We start from the raw sequence: 26,342 nt of genomic DNA on the forward strand, positions 1-26,342 counted from the left end.
GCGAGCTACTCGATCCGCGCGCCGGAGATCTCGACCATCCGCTGCCAGCGCGGGATCTCGCCGCGGATCATCTGCGCCGCGGCGGCGGGGCTGTCGCTCAGCACGATGCCGTAGCCGAGCGGGCGGAGGCGCTCGATGAACTCGCGCTGGCGCGCGATCGTCTGCACCGCCTCGAACAGCCGCTGCACGACGGGCGCCGGCGTGCCGCCGGCCACCGAGACGACGTTCCAGTTGATCAGCGAATGATCGCCCAGGCCGAGGTCGGCGAAGGCCTTCATCCCCGGCACGTTGGGCAGGATCGCCAGCGGGTCGGCGGAGGAGACGGCGAGCGCCTTGAACTTCCCGCTTTCGACATGCGGCATCAGCGCCGGCATCACGTCGAACATCATGTCGATCGTGCCGGCGAGCAGGTCGTTGATGGCCGGCCCGCCGCCGCGATAGGGCACGTGCAGGATCTTCGCGTCGGCGAAGCGGTTGATGGCCGCGATGTTGAGGTGGGAGGAGGTGCCGGAGCCCGAGGAGCCCATCCGCACCTGCTCGGGATTGGCGCGCGACCACTGCACCAGCGCGCGGAAATCCGTCCAGCCGCGCGTCTGCGCCGTCTGCGCGTTGACGACGCAGAGCCGCGCGCCGTCGGTCAACTGCGTGACGGGCAGGAGGTCGCGCTGCGTATCGAAGGGCATGCGCGCATGCATGAACTGCGCGGCGCACCAAGTGGTGGCGCTGAGCAGGCCGAGCACGCTGCCGTCCTTGTCTCCCTTGGCGATCGCGTCGGCGCCGATCAGCCCGCCGGCGCCGGCGCGGTTTTCCACCACCACGGTCTGGCCGAGCGCGGGCCCGAGCCGCTCGGCGAAGAGCCGGCTCGTGATGTCCACCGCGCCGCCGGGCGGGAAGGCGACGATGACGCGCACGGTGCGCCCGCCTGCGACGGCCTGCGCGCGGGCCACCCCCGGCGTGGCGAGGACGCCTGCGGCGCCGGCCATCAGGATGCGGCGCCGGATCGGGGATGCCTCGGTCATGCTGCGGTCTCCGGCTGTGCTGTTGGGGGCAGCCTGCCGCGCCGGAGACGTGGAGGGAAGGGCCCGCTCAGCGGCAGCGGCAATTCCCGCCCACATCGGCGCGCAGGTTCTGCCGCACCCAGGTGACGCCGTCCGGCTGGAAGTCGAAGGACGGGCCGATGATGCAGATCTCGGAATGGCCGCGGCCGCTCTGCATCTGCGACATGGTGGCGCGCTCGACCATGATGCGGTTGTTGACGCAATAGACGGTGGCCGGGGTGCTCTGCGCCACGGCGGCGGGCGCGGCCAGGCTGGCGAGGACGGCGAGCATCGCGGCAAGGCGCTTGGTCATGGACGTCGTTCCCGCATCAGGTTGAGCGGCGACCGTGCGGCGTTCCACGTCGTGCCGCAAGCCGCCGGGCGTGGCGTTACGCGCGCGAAAGAACGGCCTTGGCCGCGGCGATGGCGCGATGCGTCTCCGGCGTCAGGTCGAAGGCAGGAAGATCGGCGGGCAGCGCCCAGGCGACGGCGGAGACATCGTCCGCCGCGATCGCCTGGCCGCTCACCCATTCCGCCGCGAAGTCGATGATCGTGTAGTGATAGAGCGCGCGGCCCTCGGCATCGCGCGTGATGGCGTCGACCACGATGGCGAGTTCCATCCGCCCGACCTCGATGCCGGCTTCCTCGCGCAATTCGCGCCGTGCCGCGTCCTCGGCCCGCTCGCCGACATGCTGCGCGCCGCCGGGCAGGGACCACTTGCCCATGCGCGGCGGCTTGCCGCGCTGCACGAGCAGCACCGCATCGCCCTTGAACACGATGCAGCCGATGCCGACCCAGGGCCGGTCGGGATATTCGCGTCCCGTCACTGCGGGCGGGGCGGGTCGGCGGGCGTCTCGGCCTCGGGCGCCTCGGCCGGCGGTTCCTCCTGCCGGCGGAGTTCGGCCAGCGTCGGGGCGAAGGCCTTCTCCTTCCACTGGCCGACCTGGTAGGCCCAGCCGCGCCAGCGGGCGTTGAGCCGCGCCGCCTCGTCGTCGCCCTCGGCGGCGAGCGTGACCCAGATCGCCTCGCCATCCTTGCGCGGCCGGACCACGATCGCGAGGTTGTCGGTCAGCTCGAAGCGCGCCTGGCCGAGCGGCGTTCCGGGGATGTCGGCCTCGAGCCGTACATCGAGGAAGGTCAGGAATTCGAAGGCGCGGCCGACCTCGTCCAGCGTCGCCTCGTCGGTCGGCGGCGCATCGGCGGGCGCGGTCACGGCCAGGCGCCCGTCCGGCCCCTCGCCGCGGGTGAGTTCGAGCGGCGCCTCCCCCGTGCGCGCGACCGCCACGCGGCGCACGCGTTCCCGCGGCAGGTTGGCGATGTCCCGGTCGATCCAGAGCTGCTGGTCGGCATCGACCGGGATGCGCCCTTCGGCGAGCCAGGCCTGGTTTTCCGCCGGGCGGCGCACATAGGCGCTTTCCGGCACGTTGCCCTGGGTGCGGACGCGGCGCCGGCCGATGACCAGTTCCGCGATCGGCGCGCCCTGTGCATCCAGCACGCGCAGCAGGGTGGAGGTGGCGCCCGCGCGGGCCGGATCCTCGAGCCCCAGCCGGTCGAGCAGGTCGGGATTCGCGGTGCGCGGTTCGGTCAGGCGCAGCTCGGTCAGACCGACGAGCAGTTCGCGCACCTTCTCCTGCCGCACGGGATAGCCGCCGCGCGTGGGCAGGACCCAGGTCTCGCCGCGGCGGGCGATCTCGATCGCGCCGTCATGGCGGCGTGCCTCGATCCGCGCCGCGCCCTGCAGGCGCTGGGCGAGGCCGGGGAAGGCGAGTTCCGCGTTCGCCGGGGATGGCGGCGGCGGCGTGCCGGGGGCGAGCAGCAGCGCCCCGCCGATGGTCGCGGCGGCGCCGCCGCCGAGCAGAAGCAGCATCCGACGATCCATGACCGCCTCCTCAGGCCCGTGCCGCGGCGCGCCGGCGCGCGCGCGCCACGCCGAGGCCGATGGCGAACAGCGCGAGCATCAGCGGAACGCCGGCGATGTTGAGGATGCGCAGCCAGGTTTCCATCCCCTCGATGTCGCGGCGCAGGTCGAGCTGGACGGCGCGCAGTTGCTGGCGCGTCTGCAGGATCTGCGCCCGCGCCGCGTCGATCTCGGCGCGCTGCTCGGGCGTGATGACCGCGCTCGACTGCCCCTGGCCCTGCTGGCCCTGGCGCAGTTCGCGCAGGCGGCGTTCGGTCTGCTGCAGGCGTTCCGTCAGCTCGCGCTCCGTCTGGCGGAAGCGGGCATCGGCATCGCGGCGGATGTCCTCGACCACCGTGAAGGGGCGCAGCGATTCGCCGCGGGACCGCAGCGAGATCAGCGCATCCCCGCCCGAGAGCGTGTCGACCAGGTTCGCCACCATCGCGCCATTGTCGCTGATCGGCGTGGCCACCTGCTGGCCGAAGAAGTCCTGCACCCGGACCCAGTAGCGGTCCTCCAGCACGTCGGCATCGGCGAAGACGACGAAGTTCGCCGGGCCGCTGCTGCGCGCGACGTGGGCGGGGAAGCCTTCAGGCCGCTCGGCGCCTTCCGGCGGGGCGGGCGGACCCTCGGGGAAGGCGGTGGCGACCTCGCCCCTGATGCGCGCGGCGATGGTGCGGCGCTGCCCGTCCGGGCGGAACTCGGCCAGGATGCGGGCGGGCTCGGGGTTCTCGCGCACGCGTTCGACATTCGCGCGCATGCTGCGATCGCTGCTGCGCAGCAGCGGGACCATCTCCACCGTCGCGCCGTCGCGCAGCCGGACCCAGCCGGCGGAGGCGACCGTCACCTGGTTCAGCTGCGCCGTCGCGACTTCCGCGTCGCTGATGGAATCGCCCTGGAGGTTGTACCAGGCGACGTAGTCCACCGCCTGCACGCGGTCGGTCGGGCTTGCCCGCACGCGCCAGGCGCCGCGCAGGTCGAGCACGACGCCATCCGTCGCCGCTTCCACCCCCCAGGCGTGGAACAGCCGGTCGAGGTTGGAGGAGGTCTGCGCCGGCGGCCGGCCGCCTGGGCCGGGGCGCCCGGCCTGGCCTTCCGAATGCGGATCGACGAAGGCAATCAGCTTGCCGCCGCGCATGACGAACTGGTCGATGGCGTACAGCGTCGCGTCGGGCAGATTCTGCGGGTGGATCACCAGCAGCACCTGGATGTCCGGCGCGATCACCTGCGCGTCCAGCGCCACGTCCTGCACAGTGTAGAACTGCCGCAGCGTCTGCATCACGGCATAGGGCTGCGCGGCCGGATTGCCGCGCATCATCATCATCATGCGCGGGTCGCCGTTGACCGGCAGGCTGGACAGCACGCCGATGGCCGGGCGGCGCGGGTTGGACAATTCGTAGACGAGGCGCGTCAGGTCGAATTCCAGGAAGCGCTCGCGCTCCGGCTGGAAGAACGGGATCGTGCGCTCATCGTCCAGCAGGTTCACGCCGGCCAGGCCGAAATAGATCTGCTCCCCGGACTGGTCGACGGGCACGCCCTGCAGGCCGAAGGCCAGCGCGCGGTCCTCGGTCTCGCTGAAGGGCTCGGGGTCGAAGACCTCAAGCCGCACGCGGCCGCCGGAGACGGCGACATATTCCTCGAGCATCGCGCGCACGCGCTCGGCATAGGCGCCATAGGCCGGCACCGCCGTGCCCAGGCGGCGCGAATAGAACAGCCGCAGCGTCACGGGGTCCGTCAGCCCCTGCAGCACGGACCGCGTGCCGTCCGACAGGGTGTAGAGCCGCTGCTGCGTCAGGTCGATGCGCGCCCGCGGCGCGACCCGGTCCACCAGCATGTTGACGCCGATGGCGAGCAGCGCCGCGGCGAGCACGCCGAGCGCCGAGGACCAGATGCGCCGCGTGCCGGGGCGCGGGGTGGGGGTGCCGCTCATCGTTCAGTCCGCCTTCCGGTGGTCGAGCACGACCGCGTTCACGAACAGGAAGAAGCCCATGAAGGTGGCGAAGAAGACGATGTCGCGCAGCGCGATGACGCCGCGCGTGATGCCGTTCAGCCTTTCCGTCAGCGACAGCCCGCGGGCGATCTCGGCCAGCATGGGGATGCGCTTCGAGAGGAACTCCGTCACCACCGGCGAACCCGCCGCGGCGAACAGGAAGCAGACCGCGACGGCGAGGACGAAGGCGATGACTTGGTTCTTCGTCATGGCCGACATGGCCGCGCCGATTGCGAGATAGGCGCCCGCGACCAGCAGGCAGCCCGCATAGCCCGCCAGGATCACGCCATTGTCCGGGTCGCCCAGGTAGTTGACCGTCAGCACCAGCGGGAAGGTCAGCACCAGCGCGATGGCGCAGAAGGCCCAGGCGGCGAGGAATTTCCCGACCACGGCCTGCCACTGGGGCAGCGGCAGCGTCAGCAGCAATTCGATCGTGCCCAGCCGCCGTTCCTCGGCCCACAGGCGCATGGTCAGCGCCGGCACCAGGAACAGGAACAGCCAGGGCACGAAGGTGAAGAAGGGCCCGAGGTCGGCCTGCCCGCGCTGGAAGAAGCCGCCGATGGTGAAGGTCAGCGCGCCCGACATCATCAGGAAGATGACGATGAACACGTAGGCGACCGGGGTGGCGAAGTAGGCGGCGAGTTCCCGCCGCGCGACCGCGATGGCACCCATCACGCGGCCTCCGCGCGCTTCGTCGTCAATTCGCGGAACACCTGTTCCAGCGTCTTGCCCGGCGCCTCGAGCGCCTTGGGCGTGGAATCCGCGAGCACCTTGCCATGCGCGATGATGATCGCGCGGGTGCAGACGGCGTCCACCTCCTCGAGGATATGGGTCGAGATCACGATCGCCTTCTCCGGCGCCATGCGGCGGATGAGTTCGCGCACCTCGTGCTTCTGGTTCGGGTCGAGCCCGTCGGTGGGTTCATCGAGCACCAGCACGGGCGGGTCGTGCAGCAGCGACTGCGCGAGGCCGACGCGCCGCTTGAAGCCCTTGGAGAGCGTCTCGATCGGCTGCAGCCGCACGCCTTCGAGCTGCGTCATGGCCATCGCGCCGGCGATGCGGTCCGCGGCCTCGCCGCCGCGATAGCCGCGGATGCGCGCGACGAAGCCGAGGAAGGCGGCGACCGTCATCTCGGGATAGGTGGGCGCGCCTTCCGGCAGGTAGCCCAGCGCGCGCTTGGCCGCGACCGGCGCATCGACCACGTCATGGCCGCAGATGCGCGCGGTGCCGGCGGTGGGCGTCACGAAGCCGGCCAGCATCTTCATCGTCGTGGACTTGCCGGCGCCGTTGGGGCCGAGGAAGCCCACGACCTCCCCGCGGCCGACGCTGAACGACACGTCGTCCACGGCCGTGAAGGCGCCGAACCGCTTGGTCAGGCGCTCGATCTCGATCAAGGCGGCCAAGGCCGGATCTCCCCTTTGATTGACCGTTCCGGACAGAAGCCTCGTCGGGCGGCGGGCGATTTGACGCGCCGGGGCCCCGGATGCAACCCCCCGGGACCGTTCTCAGCCCGCGTCGAGCGGCGCCATGCTCATGTCGTGGCCGAACAGCGCGAGCAGCTGGCGCGCCGCGCGACCGCGCGGGCCGGCCAGCGCCGGGTCCTTCTGGAGCAGCAGTTCCGCGTCGCGATGGGCGATGTCCACCAGCCGGGCATATTCCTCCGGGTCCTCCCGCGGGTCGAGCAGCCGCGCCCCCGGCAGGCCGGCCTGCCGCGCGCCGAGCGCATCGCCCCCGCCGCGCTGGCGCAGATCCTCCTCGGCGATCACGAAGCCATCCTCCGAATCGCGCAGCACCAGCAGGCGGCGCTTCTCTCCCTCGGTCAGGCCGGGGGAATGGACGAGCAGGCAGGAGGATGGGCGGGTGCCGCGCCCGACCCGCCCGCGCAGCTGATGCAGCGCGGCAAGGCCGAAGCGTTCCGCCTGCTCGATCAGCATGATCGTCGCCTCGGGCACGTCCACGCCGACCTCGATGACGGTGGTCGCGACCAGCAGGCGGGTGCGCCCCGCGGCGAAATCGGCCAGCGCCGCTTCGCGCACTTCGATGTCCTGCATGCCGTGCGCCAGGCCCACCACGCCCGGGAAGCGGGCCGAGAGTTCCGCGAAGCGATCCTCGGCGGCGACGGAGTCGTCGCGCTCGGACCCGCTGATCGCGCGCACCACCCAATAGGCGCGATCCTCCCGCGCCAGCGCCTCCCCCAGCCGGGCAACGATGTCCGCCAGACGGTCCTGGCTGACGATGCGTGTCGTGATGGGCTGGCGGCCCGGCGGCTTCCCGGCCAGCCGGCTGACCGCCATCTCCCCCCATTGCGTCAGCAGCAGCGTGCGCGGGATGGGCGTCGCGGTCATCACCAGCAGGTCCACCGCCTCGCCCTTTTCCGCCAGCATCAGGCGCTGGGCGACGCCGAAGCGGTGCTGCTCGTCCACCACGGCAAGGCCGAGGTCGCGGAACAGCACCCCTTCCTGGAACAGCGCATGGGTGCCGAGGACGAGCGGGATCGACCCGTCCGCGAGGCCGGCCAGCACGCGCTTGCGTTCCTTCCCCTTCACGCTGCCGGTCAGCAGTGCGACGGGCACGCCCGCCGCCCCGCAGAGCCTTTCGAAGGTGCGCAGGTGCTGCCGCGCGAGCAGTTCCGTCGGCGCCATCAGCGCCGCCTGGGCGCCGGCTTCGGCGGCGCGCAGCATGGCCATCAGCGCGACCAGCGTCTTGCCGGCGCCGACATCGCCCTGCAGCAGGCGCAGCATACGGCGGGGCGCGGCGAGGTCCGCGTCGATCTCCCCGATCGCCTGCCGCTGGGCTTCGGTGGGCGGGAAGCCGAAGGCGGCGAGCGCTTTCGCCCGCAGCGCGCCGTCGCCGGACAGCGCGCGCCCCGGCCTCTCCCGCGATCTCCGCCGCACCAGGCCGAGCGCGACCTGGCCGGACAGCAGCTCGTCATAGGCAAGGCGCTTGCGCGGCGGCTCGCCCGGCTCGGCGTCCGGCGCCTGCAAGGCCCGCAGCGCGGCGGCGAAGCCGGGCCAGCCTTCCCGCCGCAGCAGCGGCGCATCCTGCCATTCGGCGAAGTCGGGCAGCAGCGGCAGCGCGGCCCCCATCGCACGCGTCACCTGCGGCAGCGTCAGCGCGCCGGTCAGCGGCCAGACCGGCTGGACGCGCGGGATCGTCTCCTCCCGCGCCGCGACCTGCGGGTTGACGATGACCCAGTCGCCGTCCTCCTCCTCCTTCAGCGTGCCGGCGAGCCAGCGCGCCGAGCCGACCGGCAGCGCCTTTTCCGCCCAGGGCTTCTGCCAGTTCATCAGGAAGGCGGTGAGCCGCTCGCCGCCCGCCTCGCAGCGCACGCGGACATAGGGGCGGCCCTGCGCCGACCGCCCCGCCTTGTGGGATCCGATGACGGCCTGGACCAGCACCTCCCCGTCCGGCATCGCCTGGGACGGGCGCTCGATGCGCCGGCGCAGCAGGTAGCGCTCGGGCAGGTGGAGCAGAAGGTCGAGCACGCGCGGCCCGCCGGCCGCCTTGGCGATCAGCCGCGCCTCGTTCTCCTTCACCCCCTTGAGCGCTGCGATCGGGGCGAGCAACGGCGCCAGCGCATCGGCGCCCTGCGTCCGTTCCGGGTCTGGCTGGGCTGACACGATTCCCATCGGCCTCTATATGCCAGCGCGACCGCCATGCCCGAACCCCAGGATATCGACCCGCGCCGCCGCCGCCTCGTGTTCCGCGCGCTTCATCGCGGCACCAAGGAAGCCGACCTGATGATCGGCGGCTTCGTCCAGCGCAACATCGCCAGCTTCACCGAGGCCGAGCTCGACGAGATCGAGGCCGTTCTCGAACACTGGGATGTCGACCTCGCCGACTGGCTGTCCGGCCGCCGGCCCATCCCGCCGGAGGCCGACACGCCCATGCTCCGCCGCATGGCCGCCGAATGCGGGCGGACGGGCGCCGGCGTCCCGCCGGGGGCGGCGCGGTGAGGGCCGTTCCGGTCCACGGCGCCCCCGAAGGATTCGACGCCCTTCTGCTGTGCCGCCGCCGGGCGGAGGTCGCCGAGCCCGTCGTGCATGTCTGCCGCGACGACGCCCGCATGGCCCGGATGGCCGAGGCGATCGGCTTCTTCGCCCCCGAGGCCGAGGTGCTCCGCTTCCCGGCCTGGGATTGCCTGCCCTATGACCGCGTCTCCCCCAATCCGGAGATCGTCGCCGAGCGCGTCGCCACGCTGACAAGGCTGCTCGAGCCGCCGCCTCGGCCGCGCATCCTGCTGACGACGGTCAACGCGATCGCGCAGAAGGTGCCGCCGGCCGCGACCTTCCAGGGCGCGACGCTGCATCTGAGGAAGGGCGGGCGCGTGCAGCCGGAAGCGCTGACCGCCTTCCTCGAGGCCAATGGCTACCACCGCACCGGCACGGTGATGGAACACGGCGAATACGCCGTGCGCGGCGGAATCGTGGACCTCTATCCGGCCGGGGAGAGCGACCCGGTGCGGCTCGACCTGTTCGGCGACGAGATCGAGGACCTCCGCCGCTTCGACACGGCGACCCAGCGCAGCGGCAAGGTCGTGCCCGAGCTCCGCCTGCGGCCGGTGGGGGAGGTGTTCCTCGACGAGGCCTCCCGCGCCCGCTTCCGCACCGCCTATCGGGAGCTGTTCGGCGCGGCGGCCGCGGACGACCCGCTCTATGTCTCGGTCAGCGCGGGCCGCAAGCATCCCGGCATGGAGCATTGGGCGGGCCTGTTCCACGAGGGCATGGCGACGCTGCTCGACTACCTGCCCGGGGCGAGCGTGAGCTTCGACCACCAGGCCGAGGATGTCGCCACCGCGCGCTTCGAGATGGTGGTCGACCATTACGAGGCCCGGCGCGTGCCCGTGCGCGTCGCGGAAGGGGAGGTTCCCTACCGCCCCGCACCGCCAGCCACGCTGCATCTCGACCGCGAGGGGTGGGACGCGATGCTCGCCGGCGGCCCCGTGCTGCAGTTCATTCCCTTCGCGAAGCCGGAGGGCGGGACGGGGATCGAGGCCGGCGGCCGCCCCGGCCCCCTCCTGACCGAGGCGCGCACCGCCGGGGAGAACGTGTTCGCCGCCTATGCCGCGCTTGCCGCGGGCCAAGTGAAGGCCGGGCGCCGCCCGCTGCTCGCCGCCTGGACCAAGGGCTCGCGCGAAAGGCTCGCGAACCTGCTGCGGGAGAACGGCCTCGCCGCCACGCCGGCGGAGGATTTCCACGCCGCGCGGAAACTGCCCGAGGGTGTCGTCGGCCTCGTGGTGATGGGCCTCGAGCGCGGCTTCGTGGCCGAGGGCCTCGCGGTCACGGCGGAGCAGGACATCCTCGGCGAGCGCATCGCCCGCCCGCCGCGCCGCCGCCGCCGCGCCGACCAGTTCATCGCGGATGCGACCGAGATCGCCGAGGGCGACCTCGTGGTGCACCAGGACCACGGCATCGGGCGCTATGAAGGGCTCGTCACCATCGAGGTGAACGGCGCGCCGCATGACTGCCTGAAGCTGACCTACGATGGCGGCGACCGCCTGTTCGTCCCGGTCGAGAACATCGAGATCCTCTCGCGCTTCGGCACCGAGACGGCGGGCGTGGCGCTCGACAAGCTCGGCGGCGTCTCCTGGCAGAACCGCAAGTCCAAGGCGAAGGCGCGCATCCGCGACATGGCGGGCGAGTTGATCCGCACCGCCGCGCTGCGGCGGATGAAGGACGGCGTGCTGGCCACGCCCCCGGAAGGGCTGTGGGACGAGTTCTGCTCCCGCTTCCCCTTCGCCGAGACCGAGGACCAGTCCCGCGCCATCGCCGATGTGCTCGAGGATCTGTCCGCCGGGCGCCCGATGGACCGGCTGATCTGCGGCGATGTCGGCTTTGGCAAGACCGAGGTCGCGCTGCGCGCCGCCTTCGTCGCCGCCATGTCCGGCAGCCAGGTGGCGGTGGTGGTGCCGACCACGCTGCTCGCGCGCCAGCACGCGCGAACCTTCACCGCGCGCTTCGCCGGCTTCCCGCTGCGCGTCGCGCAACTCTCCCGCATGGTCACCGCGAAGGAGGCGGCCGAGGTGCGGGAGGCGCTGAAGGCCGGCGAGGTGAACATCGTCGTCGGAACCCACGCGCTGCTCGCGAAGGGGATCGAGTTCGACAATCTCGGCCTCGTCATCGTGGACGAGGAGCAGCATTTCGGCGTCAAGCACAAGGAAGCGCTGAAGTCGCTCAAGGCCGACGTGCATGTGCTGACGCTGACCGCCACGCCCATCCCCCGCACGCTGCAACTCGCGCTGACCGGCGTGCGGGAGATGAGCGTGATCGCGACGCCGCCCGTCGATCGGCTCGCGGTGCGCACCTTCATCATGCCCTGGGACCCGGTGGTGCTACGGGAGGCGATCCAGCGCGAGCGCTTCCGCGGCGGGCAGGTCTTCTGCGTCGTCCCGCGCATCGAGGACATGGCGAAGGTCGCCGAGCGGCTGGCCGAGATCGTGCCCGAGGCTCGAACCATCCAGGCGCATGGGCGGCTGTCGCCCACCGAGCTCGAGCGCGTCATGACCGAGTTCGGCGACGGACGGCACGACATCCTGCTGTCGACGAACATCGTGGAAAGCGGACTCGACATGCCGGCGGTGAACACGCTGCTGATCCACCGCGCGGACATGTTCGGGCTTGCCCAGCTGTATCAGCTGCGCGGGCGCGTCGGGCGCGGCAAGCTGCGCGGCTATGCCTACCTGACCTGGCCGGAATCGCACCGGCTGTCGGGCGCGGCGCAGAAGCGGCTCGAGGTGATGCAGACGCTCGACAACCTCGGCGCCGGCTTCACCCTCGCCTCGCACGACCTCGACATCCGCGGCGCGGGCAACCTGCTGGGCGAGGAACAGTCCGGCCAGATCCGCGAGGTCGGCATCGAGCTGTATCAGCAGATGCTCGAGGAGGCGGTGGCCGACATCAAGGCCGGGCAGGGGAAGGATGGCGGCGCGTCGGAACGCGACTGGACGCCGCAGATCAACCTCGGCCTGCCGGTGCTGATCCCCGAAGCCTATGTCACCGACCTGCCGGTGCGCCTCGGCCTCTATCGCCGCATCGGCGCGCTCGCGTCCGACGCCGAGACGGATGCGATGGCGGCCGAGCTGGCCGACCGGTTCGGCCCGGTGCCGGCGGAGGTCGAGAACCTGCTGGCCGTCGTCGCGATCAAGCGGCTCTGTCGCGCGGCGGGCGTCGAGAAGCTCGATGCCGGCCCGAAGGGCGTGGTGCTGTCCTTCCGCGGCAATCGATTCGCCAACCCCGGCGGGCTGGTCGCCTGGGTGCAGGGGCAGAAGGGTGCGGTGAAGCTGCGCCCGGACCACAAGGTCGCGCTGCTGGCGGAGATGGACCTGCCGCAGCGGGTGAAGGCCGCGCGACAATTGCTCGCGGCCCTGGTGCGCGTCGCGCAGCAGGCGAAGGCGGCCTAGGGGCGCGGCCGGTCTGCTGGCGGCGGCGCGCGCTGCGCCGGAACCGCATCCATGCCGCCGGAGGGCGGGTTGCCAGCGGCCGGGTGGGGCCCTAAGCCAAGGACCGTTCCGACAGAGGCCCGCGCATGACCTTCACGTTGCCCCCGGCCGCCCGGCATCTTTCGCTCGTGGCCGCCGCCATCCTGCTCGCCGCCGGGGGGCCTGCGCCCGAACGCCGCACCGTGCCGCGCGCGCAGGTCGCACCTGCCGCCGCGGCCGCTCCGGCCTCGGAGCCCGCGCCGGTGCCGGGGCCGATGACCGTCGCCGCGCCCGCCGCCGCGACGATGGCGACGCCGGATCTCTCCGGCCTGTCGCCCGGGGACCGGGCGCGCGCCCTGGCCGATGCGCGGCGCTGGTCGGGGACGCTGTTCGTCGGATCCTCCGTCGCGGACGGCAAGCTGCGCGACCTGGTCGTGGCACCCTGGACCGGGTCCTGGGGCGACGACACGCTGCTGGGCGGCGCGGTGCAGTACCGGCTCGGCCGCTTCTGGCGCTTCTTCATGGTCGATCTGGAAGCCGGCGCCGCCTATCGCTTCGGCGACACGGAAGGCGGCGAGTTCTGGGGCGCGGTCTACCTGCGCTACGACGGCTTCCCCTGGACGGACTACGTGTACACGACCTTCGGCCTCTCCATGGGTCCGGACTACGTGACGCGCCTGCCGCGCGTGGAGCGCGGCACGGATCTTCGGCCCGAGCCGAACCAGTCCAACTGGCTGAACTTCTTCTCGCCCGAGCTCACCGTCGCGCTGCCGGACTACCCGCAATACGAGCTGGCGTTCCGCTACATGCACCGCAGCGGCATCTTCGGGACGTATAACGGCGTCTATGAAGGCGCGAACAGCTTCGTGCTGGGCTTCCGCTACCGCTTCTGAACGCCCGCGCGGCGCCGCGGCAAACACCCGACGGATCGCGGCGCTGCCGTGATCCGTGCGCGGGCGCGACCTGACCGCCAGTCGCCTCAGAGGCTGCGACGCGTTTCGCGACGGATGCGGACCGCAGGGCCTCTCAGGATAAGGGCGAGCCCACCAGAAGGATCGCGACGGACGGATCGAGTCCGCGCCTCGAGGCGCGCGCACGAAGCGCGACCGCGCCCAGCCCGACCGTGATCGGCAACGCGCCATGCGAAGGCCCGCGAATGCGGGCCATGCCGGCTTCCAGGGCACGTGAGAGCGCACCGCCGGGCGGTGCAAACGGATCGAGGCGAAGCCTGGATGCGCGACCGCGCCGAGGCCGTCCGTGGTCGCCAGCGCGTCATGCCAAGGCGCGCAGCCAAGCCCCGCCAGGCGGGTCGCGCAGGCTTCCAGGAGAAGCGAGCGCGTGCCGGCAGGCGCTGCAAAACGGATCGAGGCAAAGCCTCGATCCGCGAGCGCGAAGCGCGACCGCGCCCAGACCGACCGCCGTCGCCAACGCGCCATGCCGCGGCGCGAAGCCAAGGCCCGCGGATGCGGGCCGCCCGGCGTCTGAGGGATAAAGAGAGATGGTGGGCGCACGTGGGATCGAACCACGGACCTCCTGCGTGTCAAGCAGGCGCTCATACCACTGAGCTATGCGCCCCCGGTCCCGGAGGGGCCGCCTGATTAGACGCGCGCGGCCATGTGCGCAAGGCCCCCCGAGTCAGGCCTCTGCCATCGCCACGTCGATCAGCCTTTCGAGCACTTCCGGCTCCTGCGCGCCGGCGATCGCGTGACGCCCGCCCATCACGAAGCAGGGCACGCCGTTGATGCCAAGACGATGGGCGCGGAGATTCTCCGCATGCACCGCATCGGCTTCCGAACCCGAATCCAGGAAGCGGCGGACCTGCACCGGATCCAGCCCGACGCGCGCGGCAAGCGCGACAAGCGCGATGTCGTCGCCGAGGTCGGCACCCTCGGCGAAATGCGCGTGGAACAGCGCGTCCACCATCGGCTCGGCCAGCCCGTCGCGGCTCGCGAAGCGCACCAGGCGATGCGCGTCGAGGCTCGAGGGCATGCGGCGGATGCGTTCGAAGTGGAAGGGCACGCCCTCGGCGACGCCGAGTTCGGCGATCGTCGCGTGCAGGCGCCGGGCGCGCTCCTCGCCGCCGAACTTCCGGGTGAGGAATTCGTGCCGCGGCAGCCCGCCCGCCGGGATGTCCGGATTGAGCAGGAACGGGCGCCAATGGAGGTCGGCCACGATGTCGGGCCGTGCGCGCAGCGCCCGGCGCAGGCGGCGCGTGCCGAGGTAGCACCAGGGGCAGACCAGATCGAAGACGACCTCGATCTGCAGGCGCGAGCGGGGCGGGACGAGCAGGTTCACCCGCGCAGTTTAGCGCACAGCCGTCACCGCGTCTGCCGGGGCCGGCACGGGGCGCGGCCGGCGCGGGGGCGGGGGCGGGGCGGTCTCGATCGCGTCGCCGCCCTTGGCCCGCGCCAGGGCCAGCGCCGCCTCCGCCGCGGCCATCGCTTCCTCGAGCGCCGCGGGGGCGGCGCCGTCCCCGATCTCGGCGATGGCAAGGCTGACCGTGCTGCGGCGGCCATCCATGGCCGGGTGGGGCAGCCGTGCCGCGGCCCGCGCGCGGACGCGTTCGGCGACCACGCGCGCCGCTTGCCGTCCGGTGCCGGGCAGGCAGGCCATCAGGCTGTCGGGCGCGAGGTGCCCGGCCAGGTCGCCGGCCCGGGTCGCGTCGCGCAAGGCATCGGCGAGCCCGCGGAGCATGGCCTCGGCGGCCGCCGGCCCGTGGAGGGCGGCGATGTCGGCCAGCCCGTCCGGCGTCGCGGCGACCAGCACCATCGGGCTTCCGTCCCGCCGGCAACGCGCCAGGGCGGGCAGCAGCAGCGGCGGCAGGTGCAGGCGGTTCGGCAGGTCGGTCGCGGGATTGACCCGCCGCGTGCGGGCGGCGCGGATCCGCGCGGCATCCTGCCGTCGGACGATGCGGAGCAGGATGAGGATGACGACCGGCAGGGCGGCATCCGGCAACAGTGACAGCCAGCCGTGCCAGGCGGCCGGCGGCGCGGCGAGGGTGGCGAGGTCCAGCGCGCGCGGCAGCCCCGACAGCAGGATCACGCCGGCGCCCGCCAGCGCCAGGGCGAAGCGGCGCGGGCGCTGGTGCCAGAGCAGCGCCGCGCGCAGCGCCACCCCCGCCGCCGCGATGATGAGCAGCAGCAAGATAGCCTGCAGGCCGTGATGGAGCGTGCCCAGGTCGAACATGTCGAGACCGTAACGCAAAAGCGCGAAGATTGCGTTCATGGCGATGCGTCGACGCGACGCGTGTCCTGAAACGCTTCAGCGTGAGGGTTGCGGCCCTTGGTCGCCGCCACGGTCCGGGCTGCCCGTCTTCCAGCTGGCGACCGCGGGCCGGACCAACCGCAAGCCCCGCGCCGCAGGGCAGGGATCGCGCGGCTCGGCGCTGAGGCGGCAAGGCGGGGCGCGCGCCGGTGCCCGGGGCGCGGGGTGCGCGGAGACGGCTTGTGACGCGGCGCGGCTGCCTGCCGCCGCGGCCGCCGAGGGCGTGAGGCGCGCCAGCGTTCCGGCGACGAGGAAGGAACCTTTCGACCGGCCGGGCAGCGGATGAGGGTGTCACGAAAACGAGAGGAATGCCCGCCTCGGCCGCCATGCCGCCGGACCGCGATAACGGGACCGAAACTCTTCCGCGATCATTATGAGTGATCCAATCCGGGACAAATGAGGATCCTGATGGTGAAGAAGATCGGGGCCGCCTCGATCGGCCGCGTGGCGACCGTGCTCGCCTCCCTGCTGGCGGCTATCGCCCTCATGCTGGCGGTGAAGCTCGTTCTCGAACGGGTCCAGGAATGGCGCGACGCGGATCGCCAGCGGGTCGTCTCCGTAGCTGGCACCGTTCTGACCGACGCGCTCATCGAACTCTCGACCGAGCGCTCCGTGATCCAGCTGAGCCTTGGCCAGCCCCATCCGATCCTGCCCACCTACCGGGAGATGGTGGAGACCCAGCGTCGGCGTGCCGCCGAGGGCTTCGCCGCGGCGCGCGGCCTGCTCGAATCCCTTCGCACACGGGAAGCGCGCGACCTTATCGAACAGCTCGACCGCCGTCTGGCCGCGCTGGCCGCGCTGCGTGCGGCCGCCGACGCGGAGCTCGCGCGCCCGGAGGCCGAGCGTGACCCGAACATGCTGCCGCGCTGGTCGAACGAGGTGCCCGCGCTGATCTCGAGCATCGGCAACCGACGCGCGGCGATCCGTGGACCTGACGACCTGCTGCCGGCCCGCGTCGGCCTGCTCGAGGAAATCCAGCTCGCGGGCTGGGCGCTTCGCGAATACAGCGGCCGCGACCGCACCCTGCTCGCCTCGGCGCTCGCCCGCGGCGCCCCGCTCTCGCCCGCCGCGATTGCCGCCATGCAGGGCTTCCAGGGCGCCGTCACCCGGCGGCTCGAGATGATCGAGGCGCTGGCCGAGCGACCCGGCGTCACGCCCGACATGGCCGCCCGCATCCGCGAGACGCTGGAGCGCTATCGTGGGGATCATGCCTCGATGCGGCGCGCGCTGATCGAGGCGGCGGCCGCGCGCGCGCCCTATCCGGTGACCTTCGATGCCTACTTCGCGGCGACGAACCAGACGCTCGCCATGGCGACCGCGCTGGCGCGCGCGGCGGGCGAGATGAACCGGAGCTTCTGGGACGCGACGGGGCGGCAGACGCTGCGCGCCGCGGTCTTCGCCGCCGCGGTGGCGACGCTCGCCCTGCTCGGCGCCGCCTGCCTCGTGTGGTTCGTGCGCCGCCGGGTGTCGGCACCCGCCGAAGCCCTGGCGAATGTGGTCGAGGAGATCGCGCGCGGGCGCCTCGACGCGCCGGCGCCCGAGGGCACGCTGCCGGCCGAGATGGCGCGCCTGGCCGGTGCCGTGGAAGTGCTGCGCGGCGCGCTCGCCGCCGCCCGCGAGACCGAGGCCGAGGCGGCGCGCGAGCGTGAGCAGAAGCTCCGCCGCCAGCAGGACACGGAGCGCTTCACGGCCGACTTCGCGACCGTGATCGGGGCCGTGCTGGATGATTTCGGCGCGGCGGCCGAACGGATGCGCCATTCCGCGCAATCCATGGCCGGCCTGTCCCGCGTGACGCGGGAGGAGGCCGGTGCGGTCCATGTCGCGAGCGAGGAGGGCGCCGAGGGCCTCGCGCGCGCGGCCGAAGCCGCCGAGCGGCTTGAGGAGAGCACGACGGAAGTCGCGGCCGGCATGCGCCGCACGACGGAGGATGTCGCGGCCGCGGTCGCGGCGATGGCGGGGAGCGAGCGACTTGTCGCCGACCTGTCCACCGCGACCGAGGAGATCGGGCGCGTGGTGGAGACGATCCGGGCCATCGCCGACCAGACCAACCTGCTCGCGCTGAACGCGACGATCGAGGCGGCGCGCGCGGGGGAGGCGGGCAAGGGCTTCGCGGTCGTGGCGAGCGAGGTGAAGGCGCTGGCCTCGCAGACCGCGCGCGCGACCGAGGATGTCGGCCAGCGGATCATGACGGTGCAGGCCACCGCGGCCGAGACCGCGGCATCGATCGCCCGCATCGCCGGATCCATCAGCGCGGTGCGCGAGGCGGCCGAGGTCATCGGCGCCGCGATGCGCCCGCAATCCGAGGCGATCGGGCTGATCGCCGAGCGGATCGGACGCACCGCGGAAGGCACGCGCCACGTCCTGGGCCGCGTCGGGCGCCTGAACGGCAAGGCCGACGAAGGCAGCGCCGCGGCGGAAACCGTGCTGGCCGCCGCGGGCGACCTCGGCACCCGTGCCGCCACGCTGCGGGGCGAGGTTCAGCAGTTCCTGGTCGCGCTCGAACGCGCCGGGGAACGGCGTCGCTTCGATCGCCACCCGGTCGAGTGCCCGGTGAAGGTGACCTGGCGCGGCCAGGAGATGGCGGGCCGGGCGCGGGACCTTTCGGGCGGCGGCGCCGGCCTCGACTTCACGCTGCCGGTGCCACCCGGGACGGAAGTGGCCATCGCCTTCGATGGCGGCCGCGCGCACCCGGCGCGTGTCGCGCGCCACGGCCCGGCCGGCAGCGCGCTGTTCTTCACCGCTGCCGAAGCGGCGGTGCCGGATGTGGAGCGCCTCCTCGGTGCCACGCGCAAGGCGGCGGCCTGAGGGAAGGGGCGGCGGCTGACGGGCTCGAGCGGCCTCCGCGCCGCGGGATCAGCGCCGTGACGCCGAGAGGGCATCCGCCAGGAGGTCGAACACCAGTCGCACGCGGACGCTCATGTGCAGTTCGCGATGCGTCGCGAGCCAGATCGGGAAGGTGAGCGGCGGTTCCTCCCGCAGGACGCGCAGTACGGCCGGCTCCGCCTCGCCCAGCGCCTCCGTGATCAGGCCGATGCCGAGGCCCTGCCGCACCAGGGCCCAATGCACGAGGTGGCTGTCGGCCTGGACCGGGAAGTTGCGGCGCGTCAGGTGCAGGCCCAAGGCGCGCATTCCCTCGATGAGCAACTCCGTCCGGTCGAAGCCGACGAACGGTGCTTCGGCCAGGTCCGCCCAGCGGCGAGGGCGGCCGAGGCGGCGCAGGCACTCCGGCGTGGCATAGGCCCGCGCGCGGTCATCCGCGACCTTGCGCACGATGAGCTCGGCGTCGCGCGATTCGAAGTTGCGGACGGCGATGTCGGCCTCCCGCCGCAGGAGATCGGCCGGGCGGTTGGTGGCGATGATCTCGACCGTGATGCCGGGATGCGTCTCGCGCAGCCTGGCGATGATCGGCGGCAGCAGATGCGCGGCATAGACCTCGCTCGCGGTGATGCGGATGGGCCCTTCGATGGCCTGCGACCGCCCGGCGGCCACGAGGGACACCCTGCCCGCGGCCTCGCCCATGGCGCGGACATGCTCAAGCACCTCCCGCCCCGTGGGCGTCAAGGCGAGACCGCGGCCGACGCGCTCGAACAGGACGATCCCGAGCCTGCGCTCCAGCGCCGCGACCTGGCGCCCGATCGTGGGCTGCGCCTGCCCGAGCATGCGTGCGGCCGCGGAGAGCGAGCCGGTCTCCGCCGTGGCGAGGAAGGCCCGCGCCAGCGTCCAGTCGAAGGGTGGCACGAGCCAATTCATGCATGAACGTATGGATGACCTGCAGACCTTGGCAATTCGCCATCGTCCTACGCATGGATAAGAGGGGGCTCGTCAGATCGAGGGTACGCCATGCGCGCCGCCATCCACCGCCGCTACGGGCCGCCGGAGGTGCTGCGGATCGAGGAGGTCCCGATGCCGTCCGTCGGTCGGCGGGACGTCCGCGTGCGTGTCCATGCCAGCACCGTCACCTCGGGCGACGCCCGCCTGCGCGCCGCGCGCACGGCGGCGATCTTCGCGCTGCCGATCCGCCTGGCCTTCGGCCTGCGGGGCCCGAGGCGGCCGATCCCCGGCATGGAGTTCGCAGGTGAGGTCGAGGCCGTCGGTGCCGACGTCACGCGCTTCCGCCCGGGCGAGGCGGTGTTCGGCATCGTCACGCGCGGCGCCAATGCCGAGTACCTGACGGTGCGTGACGACGCGGCGATCGTCCCGATGCCGCCGGGCCTGACCCATGCCGAGGCCGCCGCCGTGCCCTTCGGTGCGCTCGCGGCGCTGGTCTTCCTGCGCGACGTGGCGCGGCTGGTGCCGGGGGAGCGGGTGCTGGTGGTCGGCGCGGCGGGTGGCGTCGGGGTCTTCGCGGTGCAGATCGCGAAGCATCTCGGCGCGCATGTGACGGCGCTGTGCAGCGCGGAAAACGCCGCGCTGGTGCGCGGCCTCGGCGCCGATGCGGTGATCGACCGGCGGGCGGGGCCGAATGGCGCGAGCGCGGGCGGCTTCGACATCCTCCTCGACACGGTCGGCGAGACGCGGTTTGCGGAATGGCGAGCGGCACTCGCGCCGCGCGGGCGCCACCTGTTCCTCTCCTTCGGCCTGGGGGAGATGGTGCGGATGGTCCTGACGTCGGTGGGCCACGGGCCGCGCGCGCTGTGCGGTTTCGTCGCGAACGACCCTGCAGCACTCGCCGGCATCGCGGAGATGCTCGCGGCGGGTGTGCTCCGGCCGGTGATCGGGTCGCGCTATCGGCTGGACGACATCGTGGAGGCGCATCGCCACGTGGACAGCGGCCGAAAGCGCGGCAGCGCAGTGATCAGCCTCATCGATCCATGCTGAGCCGGCGCGACCGGTTTCGCCTCGGGGGGGCCAGGCCCCGGTCGTGGGTCACGGACGTGGCCACGCGAAGTTGAGCGCAGTGCCGTTTCGCGCGGCGAAGCGCGACTGGCGGACGGGGTGGGATTCGAACCCACGGTGGGCGTGAACCCACGGCGGTTTTCAAGACCGCTGCCTTAAACCGCTCGGCCACCCGTCCATCAGGGGCCGGGGATCACTCCCCGGCGAGGCGCGCCGCCATCATCGGCGCGCCAAGGCGCAGCATGCCATGCACATCCGCCGCGCGGTCGAGCGACAGCACGGCATCGGCCAGCTGCCGCGCCCGGTCGGCGCCGAGCACGGAATCGGCCAGCCCGTGGAACTTCGCGCGCAGCTCGGCTTCCGTCAGGAAGTTGCCGGGCTCGCCCTTGGGCACGTTGACCTTCTTCACGAAGGTCTGGCCGCGCGCCTTCACCGTCAGCTTGCCGGACATGAAGGTGGGGAAGTCGGCCTCCACCTCGGCATCCTCGACGGGGAGGATCTTCTTCATCAGCCCGCGCAGATCGGCATCCTGCAGCCAGGCGTAGCTGTCCCAGCCGAAATGGCCGCGGGCAAGCGCACAGGCCACGACGAAGGGGCCGGAGAACTGGCCGTCCACCACGTTCTGCGGGTTCTGCTTGTACTGCGTCGGCGCGCCGACCAGCAGCATGCCCTTGTTGGGCAGGCCCATGGTCACGCTCTCGATCTCCTCGGTCTTCAGGCCGAGCTCGGCGCGCAGCGCCAGCGCCGCGTCGACATTGGCGTGGCCGTAGCGGCAGGACGGATAGGGCTTCACCGCCGTCTCCATCAGCTCCCACTCGGTCCCGAGGCCCTGAAGCGCGCGCGCCGGGTTCGGGTTGGGGGCATAGGCGCGCAGGAAGCCCGCGCGGCCTTCCAGCGCCTCGCCCGCGCCGCGGAAGCCTTCGCGCGCCAGCGACGCCGCCGTCAGCCCGTTCAGCGCCGACCAGCCCACCTGGAAGCGCTTCGTCCAGGCGCCATTGGCCAGGAACTGAAGGCTGCCCGCGGCCTGGGAGAGCGCGATGCCGAAGGCATCCTCCACCTGCGAGGCCGAAAGCCCGAAGACGCGCGCCGCCGCCGCCGCCGCGCCGAAGGCGCCGCAGGTCGCGGTCGGGTGGTAGCCGCGGTCGTAGTGGTCCCCGCCCGGAAGCGACAGCGCGAGCCGGCAGGTCACCTCATAGCCCGCGACGATCGCCGCCAGCACGGTGCGCCCGTCGGCGCCCACCATCTCGGCCGCGGCCAGCGCCGCCGGGATCACCGGCGCGCCGGGGTGCAGCGTGCCCGCCGCATGCGTGTCGTCGAAGTCGAGCGAATGGGCGGTCGTGCCGTTCACCAGCGCCGCGCCGGCCGGCGTGTAGCGCGCCGAATCGCCGAACACGGCGGCCGAGCCGGCGGCGAGGCCAAGCGCCCGCACCGCCGTCAGCAGCGGCCCCGTGCTCTCGGCGTCGTGCCGGCCGCGCAGCATGTTGCCGACCAGGTCGAGGACCAGGAACCGCGTCCGCTCCTGCACCGCGGGTGGCAGGGTTTCGTAGCGGATCGCGGCGGTGAAGGCGGCGAGGTCGCGGGTCACGGCAGCCATGGACTTTTCCTCCGGGAACTTCCCGGTTTGTAGCACTCCGCGCGCGGCGGCCAAGCGGCGGCACGGAAGGTTTGCCTCCACCGGGGCCATGTGGCAGTCGGGCGGCATGATCAAGCGCCGCACCCTCCTCGCCGCCCTGCCGCTCGCCGGCTGCGGGGCTTCCGCGACCGGCCCGTCGGGGACCGCGGCCGCGCCAGGCCAGGCCCCGGCCTTCGAATCCGTCGCCTCGGTCCCCTTCGACCGCTTCGTCGAGGGCGTGAAGACCGAGGCGCGGCGGCGCGGCATCTCCGCCGGCACGGTGGACGCCGCCTTCGCCGGCGTGCGGCCCAACCAGCGTGTCATCGAACTCGACCGCCGGCAGGCCGAGGGCGGGATGCCCTGGGAAGAATACCGCGACCGCATCATGGTCTCCCCCACCCGCGTGCAGAACGGGCGGCGGATGTATGCCGAGAACGTCGACCTGCTGCGCCGGGTCGAGCAGCGCTACCGCGTCTCCCCCCGCGTCATCGTGGCCATCTGGGGCGTCGAGACCAATTTCGGCGGCAACACCGGCGGCTTCGGGGTGGTCGAGGCGCTGGCGACGCTGGCCTGGGAAGGCCGCCGCGCCTCCTATTTCCGCAACGAGCTCTTCGCCGCGCTGAAGATCCTCGAGGAAGGCCACATCCGCGCGGACCGCATGCGCGGCTCCTGGGCCGGCGCGATGGGCCAGCCGCAATTCATGCCGTCCAACTTCGAGCGACTTGCCGTCGACTTCGACGGCGACGGCCGGCGCGACATCTGGGAAAGCCGCGCCGACGCGCTCGGCTCGATCGCCCACTACTTCAACCGCAACGGCTGGCGGGATGGCGAGCCCTGGGGACGGGAGGTCCGCCCGCCGCCGGGCTTCAGCCTGTCCGGCGCCGATACCGAGGCGCGCCGCCCGCTGCGCGACTTCGCCCGCATGGGCTTCCGCGACGCGAATGGCGGGCCGCTGCCGACCGACGGGCCGGAAGCCTCCATCGTGCTGCCCTCCCGCGGCAGCGGGCAGGTCTTCCTGGGGCACCACAACCTGCGCGTCATCCGCCGCTACAATTCGCCGGTGAATTACGGGCTCGCGGTGGGCCTGCTGTCGGACCGGGTGGGGTGAAGGCCGCACTTCTCCTGCTGCTGCTGCTCGCCGGCTGCGGCGGGGCGGGCCCGCGCTACCTGGTGGGCGAGCCCTATCGGATGGGCGGCGTCTGGTCCTATCCGCGCGAGGATTTCTCCCTCGTCGAGACCGGCCTCGCCGCCCGCCATCCGGGCCCGGGCGGGTTCGGCGCGGCGACCGCGAACGGGGAGGGATGGAGCGGCGGCCGCGCGCTCGCCGCGCATCGCACGCTGCAACTGCCCGCCGTCGTGACGGTCACCAATCTCGAGAACGGTCGCGCGCTGACGCTGCGGGTGAACGACCGCGGGCCGGTGAATCCCGGCCGCGTCATCGGCTTGTCCGACCGCGCGGCCGAACTGCTCGGCGTGCCCGCCGGCGGCGCCGCGCAGGTGCGCGTCGCGGTCGATGGCGATCGCAGCCGCGCCTTGTCCGATGCCACGCCGGGCCGCACGGTCGAGCGCTTCGCGATCGAGACCGCGCCGCGCGCTGCGGTGGCTTCCGAAAGCCTTGCCCCGCCGCCCGGGGCGCGCGGGGCCTCGGCGGCGCCGGTCCAGCCCGTCGCGGCGCCGGCCGCCGCCGCGCCATCCGCGGCGCGGCCCGCCGACATTGCCCTGCCGGAGACGGTCGCGATCGGCGCGTCGCAGCCGGGGCGGCTGTTCGTCGAAGCCGGCACCTTCTCCCGCGCCGATGCGGCGCAGCGACTGGCCGCCCGCATCCCGGGCGCGCGCATCGAGCCCTTCGGCCTGCGCGGCGAGCGGCAGTTCCGCGTGCGCCTCGGCCCCTGGACGGATGTCGCCCAGGCCGACGCGGCGCTTGAGCGGACTCTGGCCTCGGGGGTATCGGGTGCGCGTATCCTTGTGGACTGAAGGGGAGTGCGGCGCGTGACGCACCGACGCAGCCTGCTCTGCGGCGCGGCCGCGGGGCTCGTCACCGGCGGCATGGCCGCGCCGGCGTTGGCGCAGCAGCGGCCTGGGCAGGGCCGCCGCCCGGCGCAGGGGCCTGCCGGCACGCCCGCCAGCACGCCACTCGGCCCGCTCGACGTGCTCGCGCGCCAGGCGCTGGTGGTCGATTTCGCGACCGGCGCGGTGCTGCTGGAGAAGAACGCGGACGAGCGCATGCCGCCCTCCTCCATGTCCAAGCTCATGACGATGTACGTCGTCTTCGAGCACCTGAAGTCCGGCCGGCTGCAGATGGACCAGATGCTGCCGGTCAGCGAGCGCGCCTGGCGCATGGGCGGCTCGAAGATGTTCGTCGAACTCAATGCCCAGGTGAAGGTCGAGGACCTGATCCGCGGCGTCATCGTGCAGTCCGGCAACGATGCCTGCATCGTGCTGGCCGAGGCGATCAGCGGCAGCGAGGCGCAGTTCGCCGATGCGATGAACGAGGCCGGCCGCCGGATCGGCCTGACCAACAGCACCTTCCGCAATTCGACCGGCTGGCCGGACCCGGAGCACCGGACGACGGCGCGCGACCTCGCGACGCTCGCCCGGCGGATTATCAACGATTTCCCCGAATTCTACGCCTACTACAGCGAGCGGTCCTTCCGCTTCAACAACATCAGCCAGGACAACCGGAACCCCCTGCTGGCGCGCGTCGCGGGTGCCGATGGCCTCAAGACCGGCCATACCGATGAAGCGGGCTACGGCCTGACCGGCAGCGTCCGCCGCGGCGACCGCCGCGTCATCATGGTGGTCAACGGCCTGCCCACCATGCGTGCCCGCGCCGAGGAGAGCGAGCGGCTGATGGAATGGGCCTTCCGCGAGTTCGAGGCGGTGGTGCTGTTCCGCGCCCAGGATACGATCGAGGAAGTGCCCGTCTATCTCGGCGAGCGATCCAAGGTGCCGATGGTGGGGGGGCGCGACCTGGTCCTGACCCTGCCGCGCCAGTGGCGGACCCGACTGCAGGTGCGGCTGCGCTACGACGCGCCGATCACGGCCCCCGTCGCGCGCGGCCAGCAGATCGGCGAGATGCTGGTGGGCGGCCAGGGCGTGCCGGAACTGCGGGTGCCGCTGCTCGCCGGCGCGGATGTGGAGCGGCTCGGCCTCGTCTCGCGCATCCCGGCGGTGGTCAGCCGCTGGGTCTTCGGAAGCTGACCGGGCTGGGCGGCTTCAGCGCCGCCCGATCGTGTCCGTGGCCTGCCTGAGCCGCCCGAGAATGTCGGCCAGCACCCGCGCCGCGTCGTCATGCCGCTTTTCATAGGCGCTGAGCAGGATGCCCTCGAGCGCCATCGAGGCGAGCACGAGGTGCCCGGCCTGCGACGGGTCGTCATGGTCGCCAGAGTCCGATTCAATGACCCTGGCAGCGTGCTTAGCGTGGGACATGAAGATCCTCCGACACGCCTTTCACTCAACCTGAAGCGATTTTACATGCGAGATGGATCGCAACGGGATTGTTTCAAGAGGTTGCCGCTCTCGTTCGCGTGAAATGCAGGGTCATCCGGCGCCCGCATCGCCACGCGGCGGCGGCACAAGGCGGCGACCACCTGGGCGGCGATTTGACGTCCCGCGGCGGCGCCGCCAAACCGGCCGCATGCGCGCCGAAGGCCGGTTCATCACGCTCGAAGGGGGCGAGGGGGCAGGGAAGTCCACCCAGGCCCGGCGCCTCGCCGCGCGCCTCGCCTGTTCAGGACTGCCCGTCCTCGTCACGCGCGAACCGGGCGGGACGCCAGGGGCGGAACGCATCCGCGGCCTTCTCCTCGGCCACGGGCCCTGGGATCCGGTGGCCGAGGCGATGCTCCATTTCGCGGCGCGGCGGGAACATCTGGTTCGCACCATCCGGCCCTTCCTCGCCGCCGGCGGCTGGGTGATCAGCGACCGCTTCGCCGATTCGACCCTCGCCTACCAGGGCGCCCAGGGGCTGCGGCGCGACGTCTGGGCGGGGCTGGCCGACCTCGCCCTCCAGGGCTTCGCGCCCGACCTCACGCTCATGCTCGACCTGCCGGTCGATGAGGGCATGCGCCGCGCGGCGGCACGCAGCGGAGCGGATCGCTACGAGCGCATGGGCACCGCCTTCCATGAGAAGGTCCGCGAAGGCTTCCTTGGCATCGCGGCCGGGGAACCGCGGCGGTGCGCCGTCATCGACGCGGCGCGCGATGCCGATTCCGTCGCGGCGGAGATCGCCCGCGTCGCGCGCGATCGCCTCGGCGCGCCGACATGAACCGTAGAGGGCTCCGCCCTCTCCG

General features: G+C 72.6%; 22 protein-coding genes and 2 tRNA genes. 9 read left to right on the top strand and 15 right to left on the bottom strand.

Annotation, left to right across the window (positions count from 1 at the left end):
* Positions 1-5 precede the first annotated feature (5 nt).
* The 8 genes from J5Y09_RS02910 to recG all read right to left on the bottom strand — a co-directional run bounded on the left by J5Y09_RS02910 (position 6) and on the right by recG (position 8,553).
* Positions 6-1,019, bottom strand: a complete 1,014-nt coding sequence (locus J5Y09_RS02910; RefSeq protein ID WP_209350252.1) for a Bug family tripartite tricarboxylate transporter substrate binding protein — start codon at positions 1,017-1,019, stop codon at positions 6-8.
* A gap of 67 nt (positions 1,020-1,086) precedes the next feature.
* The gene (locus J5Y09_RS02915; protein ID WP_209350253.1) at positions 1,087-1,350 is read right to left on the bottom strand and encodes a hypothetical protein; all 264 of its coding nucleotides are present in this window, start codon (positions 1,348-1,350) and stop codon (positions 1,087-1,089) included.
* 76 nt (positions 1,351-1,426) lie between these two features.
* Positions 1,427-1,864 (bottom strand): NUDIX hydrolase, encoded by a 438-nt coding sequence (locus tag J5Y09_RS02920; RefSeq protein ID WP_209350254.1) that lies wholly within the window; start codon positions 1,862-1,864, stop codon positions 1,427-1,429.
* Complete coding sequence (locus J5Y09_RS02925) at positions 1,861-2,916, bottom strand: DUF4340 domain-containing protein (RefSeq protein ID WP_209350255.1); 1,056 nt, start codon at positions 2,914-2,916, stop codon at positions 1,861-1,863. Before J5Y09_RS02925 ends, J5Y09_RS02920 begins: the two co-directional genes overlap by 4 nt.
* Before the next feature lie 10 nt (positions 2,917-2,926).
* Positions 2,927-4,864: a GldG family protein gene (locus tag J5Y09_RS02930; RefSeq protein WP_209350256.1), complete on the bottom strand. Its 1,938-nt coding sequence runs from the start codon at positions 4,862-4,864 to the stop codon at positions 2,927-2,929.
* Between the two features lie 3 nt (positions 4,865-4,867).
* Positions 4,868-5,596 carry an ABC transporter permease gene (locus J5Y09_RS02935; protein WP_209350257.1) on the bottom strand — a complete coding sequence of 243 codons (729 nt, stop codon included), beginning with the start codon at positions 5,594-5,596 and terminating at the stop codon, positions 4,868-4,870.
* Complete coding sequence (locus J5Y09_RS02940; protein WP_209350258.1) at positions 5,596-6,327, bottom strand: ABC transporter ATP-binding protein; 732 nt, start codon at positions 6,325-6,327, stop codon at positions 5,596-5,598. Before J5Y09_RS02940 ends, J5Y09_RS02935 begins: the two co-directional genes overlap by 1 nt.
* A gap of 102 nt (positions 6,328-6,429) precedes the next feature.
* Positions 6,430-8,553 (bottom strand): ATP-dependent DNA helicase RecG, encoded by a 2,124-nt coding sequence (gene recG, locus J5Y09_RS02945; RefSeq protein ID WP_209350259.1) that lies wholly within the window; start codon positions 8,551-8,553, stop codon positions 6,430-6,432.
* 27 nt (positions 8,554-8,580) lie between these two features.
* Between recG and J5Y09_RS02950 the strand changes: the two genes are divergently transcribed.
* The 3 genes from J5Y09_RS02950 (at position 8,581) to J5Y09_RS02960 (ending at position 13,234) form a co-directional block, all read left to right on the top strand.
* Entirely contained in the window at positions 8,581-8,880 is a 300-nt protein-coding gene (locus tag J5Y09_RS02950; RefSeq protein WP_209350260.1) for an FAD assembly factor SdhE, read from the top strand.
* The gene (gene mfd / locus J5Y09_RS02955; RefSeq protein ID WP_209350261.1) at positions 8,835-12,323 is read left to right on the top strand and encodes a transcription-repair coupling factor; all 3,489 of its coding nucleotides are present in this window, start codon (positions 8,835-8,837) and stop codon (positions 12,321-12,323) included. Before J5Y09_RS02950 ends, mfd begins: the two co-directional genes overlap by 46 nt.
* A gap of 125 nt (positions 12,324-12,448) precedes the next feature.
* Positions 12,449-13,234 carry a hypothetical protein gene (locus J5Y09_RS02960; protein WP_209350262.1) on the top strand — a complete coding sequence of 262 codons (786 nt, stop codon included), beginning with the start codon at positions 12,449-12,451 and terminating at the stop codon, positions 13,232-13,234.
* Between the two features lie 606 nt (positions 13,235-13,840).
* Here J5Y09_RS02960 and J5Y09_RS02965 read toward each other — a convergent pair.
* The 3 genes from J5Y09_RS02965 to J5Y09_RS02975 all read right to left on the bottom strand — a co-directional run bounded on the left by J5Y09_RS02965 (position 13,841) and on the right by J5Y09_RS02975 (position 15,566).
* Positions 13,841-13,916, bottom strand: a tRNA-Val gene (locus J5Y09_RS02965).
* 60 nt (positions 13,917-13,976) lie between these two features.
* Positions 13,977-14,636 carry a DsbA family oxidoreductase gene (locus J5Y09_RS02970; protein WP_209350263.1) on the bottom strand — a complete coding sequence of 220 codons (660 nt, stop codon included), beginning with the start codon at positions 14,634-14,636 and terminating at the stop codon, positions 13,977-13,979.
* 9 nt (positions 14,637-14,645) lie between these two features.
* A complete protein-coding gene (locus tag J5Y09_RS02975) occupies positions 14,646-15,566 on the bottom strand; it encodes a diguanylate cyclase domain-containing protein (RefSeq protein WP_209350264.1) in 921 nt (306 codons plus the stop codon).
* A gap of 447 nt (positions 15,567-16,013) precedes the next feature.
* Here J5Y09_RS02975 and J5Y09_RS02980 point away from each other — a divergent pair, with 447 nt between their 5' ends.
* Entirely contained in the window at positions 16,014-18,410 is a 2,397-nt protein-coding gene (locus tag J5Y09_RS02980) for a methyl-accepting chemotaxis protein (protein ID WP_209350265.1), read from the top strand.
* Between the two features lie 48 nt (positions 18,411-18,458).
* Here the strand turns inward: J5Y09_RS02980 and J5Y09_RS02985 are convergent, their stop codons facing one another.
* Complete coding sequence (locus J5Y09_RS02985) at positions 18,459-19,355, bottom strand: LysR family transcriptional regulator (RefSeq protein ID WP_209350266.1); 897 nt, start codon at positions 19,353-19,355, stop codon at positions 18,459-18,461.
* Between the two features lie 90 nt (positions 19,356-19,445).
* On the opposite strand from J5Y09_RS02985, the gene J5Y09_RS02990 reads away from it, so the two are divergent.
* Complete coding sequence (locus J5Y09_RS02990) at positions 19,446-20,423, top strand: NAD(P)-dependent alcohol dehydrogenase (RefSeq protein ID WP_209350267.1); 978 nt, start codon at positions 19,446-19,448, stop codon at positions 20,421-20,423.
* Between the two features lie 106 nt (positions 20,424-20,529).
* On the opposite strand, the gene J5Y09_RS02995 is transcribed toward J5Y09_RS02990, so the two are convergent.
* Together J5Y09_RS02995 and J5Y09_RS03000 are read right to left on the bottom strand one after the other, a co-directional pair.
* Positions 20,530-20,619: transfer RNA gene (locus tag J5Y09_RS02995), tRNA-Ser, on the bottom strand.
* A 15-nt stretch (positions 20,620-20,634) separates the two neighbouring features.
* Positions 20,635-22,035, bottom strand: coding sequence for an MmgE/PrpD family protein (locus tag J5Y09_RS03000; protein ID WP_209350268.1), 1,401 nt, complete (start codon positions 22,033-22,035; stop codon positions 20,635-20,637).
* 106 nt (positions 22,036-22,141) lie between these two features.
* Here J5Y09_RS03000 and J5Y09_RS03005 point away from each other — a divergent pair, with 106 nt between their 5' ends.
* The 3 genes from J5Y09_RS03005 to J5Y09_RS03015 are packed head-to-tail and all read left to right on the top strand — an operon-like array spanning position 22,142 to position 25,254.
* Positions 22,142-23,161 carry a lytic murein transglycosylase gene (locus tag J5Y09_RS03005; RefSeq protein WP_209350269.1) on the top strand — a complete coding sequence of 340 codons (1,020 nt, stop codon included), beginning with the start codon at positions 22,142-22,144 and terminating at the stop codon, positions 23,159-23,161.
* Positions 23,158-24,027: a septal ring lytic transglycosylase RlpA family protein gene (locus tag J5Y09_RS03010; protein WP_342451394.1), complete on the top strand. Its 870-nt coding sequence runs from the start codon at positions 23,158-23,160 to the stop codon at positions 24,025-24,027. Before J5Y09_RS03005 ends, J5Y09_RS03010 begins: the two co-directional genes overlap by 4 nt.
* A 15-nt stretch (positions 24,028-24,042) precedes the next feature.
* Entirely contained in the window at positions 24,043-25,254 is a 1,212-nt protein-coding gene (locus tag J5Y09_RS03015; protein ID WP_342451395.1) for a D-alanyl-D-alanine carboxypeptidase family protein, read from the top strand.
* Between the two features lie 15 nt (positions 25,255-25,269).
* On the opposite strand, the gene J5Y09_RS03020 is transcribed toward J5Y09_RS03015, so the two are convergent.
* Positions 25,270-25,482, bottom strand: coding sequence for a hypothetical protein (locus tag J5Y09_RS03020; RefSeq protein WP_209350270.1), 213 nt, complete (start codon positions 25,480-25,482; stop codon positions 25,270-25,272).
* 208 nt (positions 25,483-25,690) lie between these two features.
* Between J5Y09_RS03020 and tmk the strand changes: the two genes are divergently transcribed.
* Positions 25,691-26,317 carry a dTMP kinase gene (tmk, locus tag J5Y09_RS03025; protein WP_209350271.1) on the top strand — a complete coding sequence of 209 codons (627 nt, stop codon included), beginning with the start codon at positions 25,691-25,693 and terminating at the stop codon, positions 26,315-26,317.
* Positions 26,318-26,342 lie beyond the last annotated feature (25 nt).

This window comes from Roseomonas nitratireducens (genome assembly GCF_017813355.1).
GTDB lineage: Bacteria > Pseudomonadota > Alphaproteobacteria > Acetobacterales > Acetobacteraceae > Neoroseomonas > Neoroseomonas nitratireducens.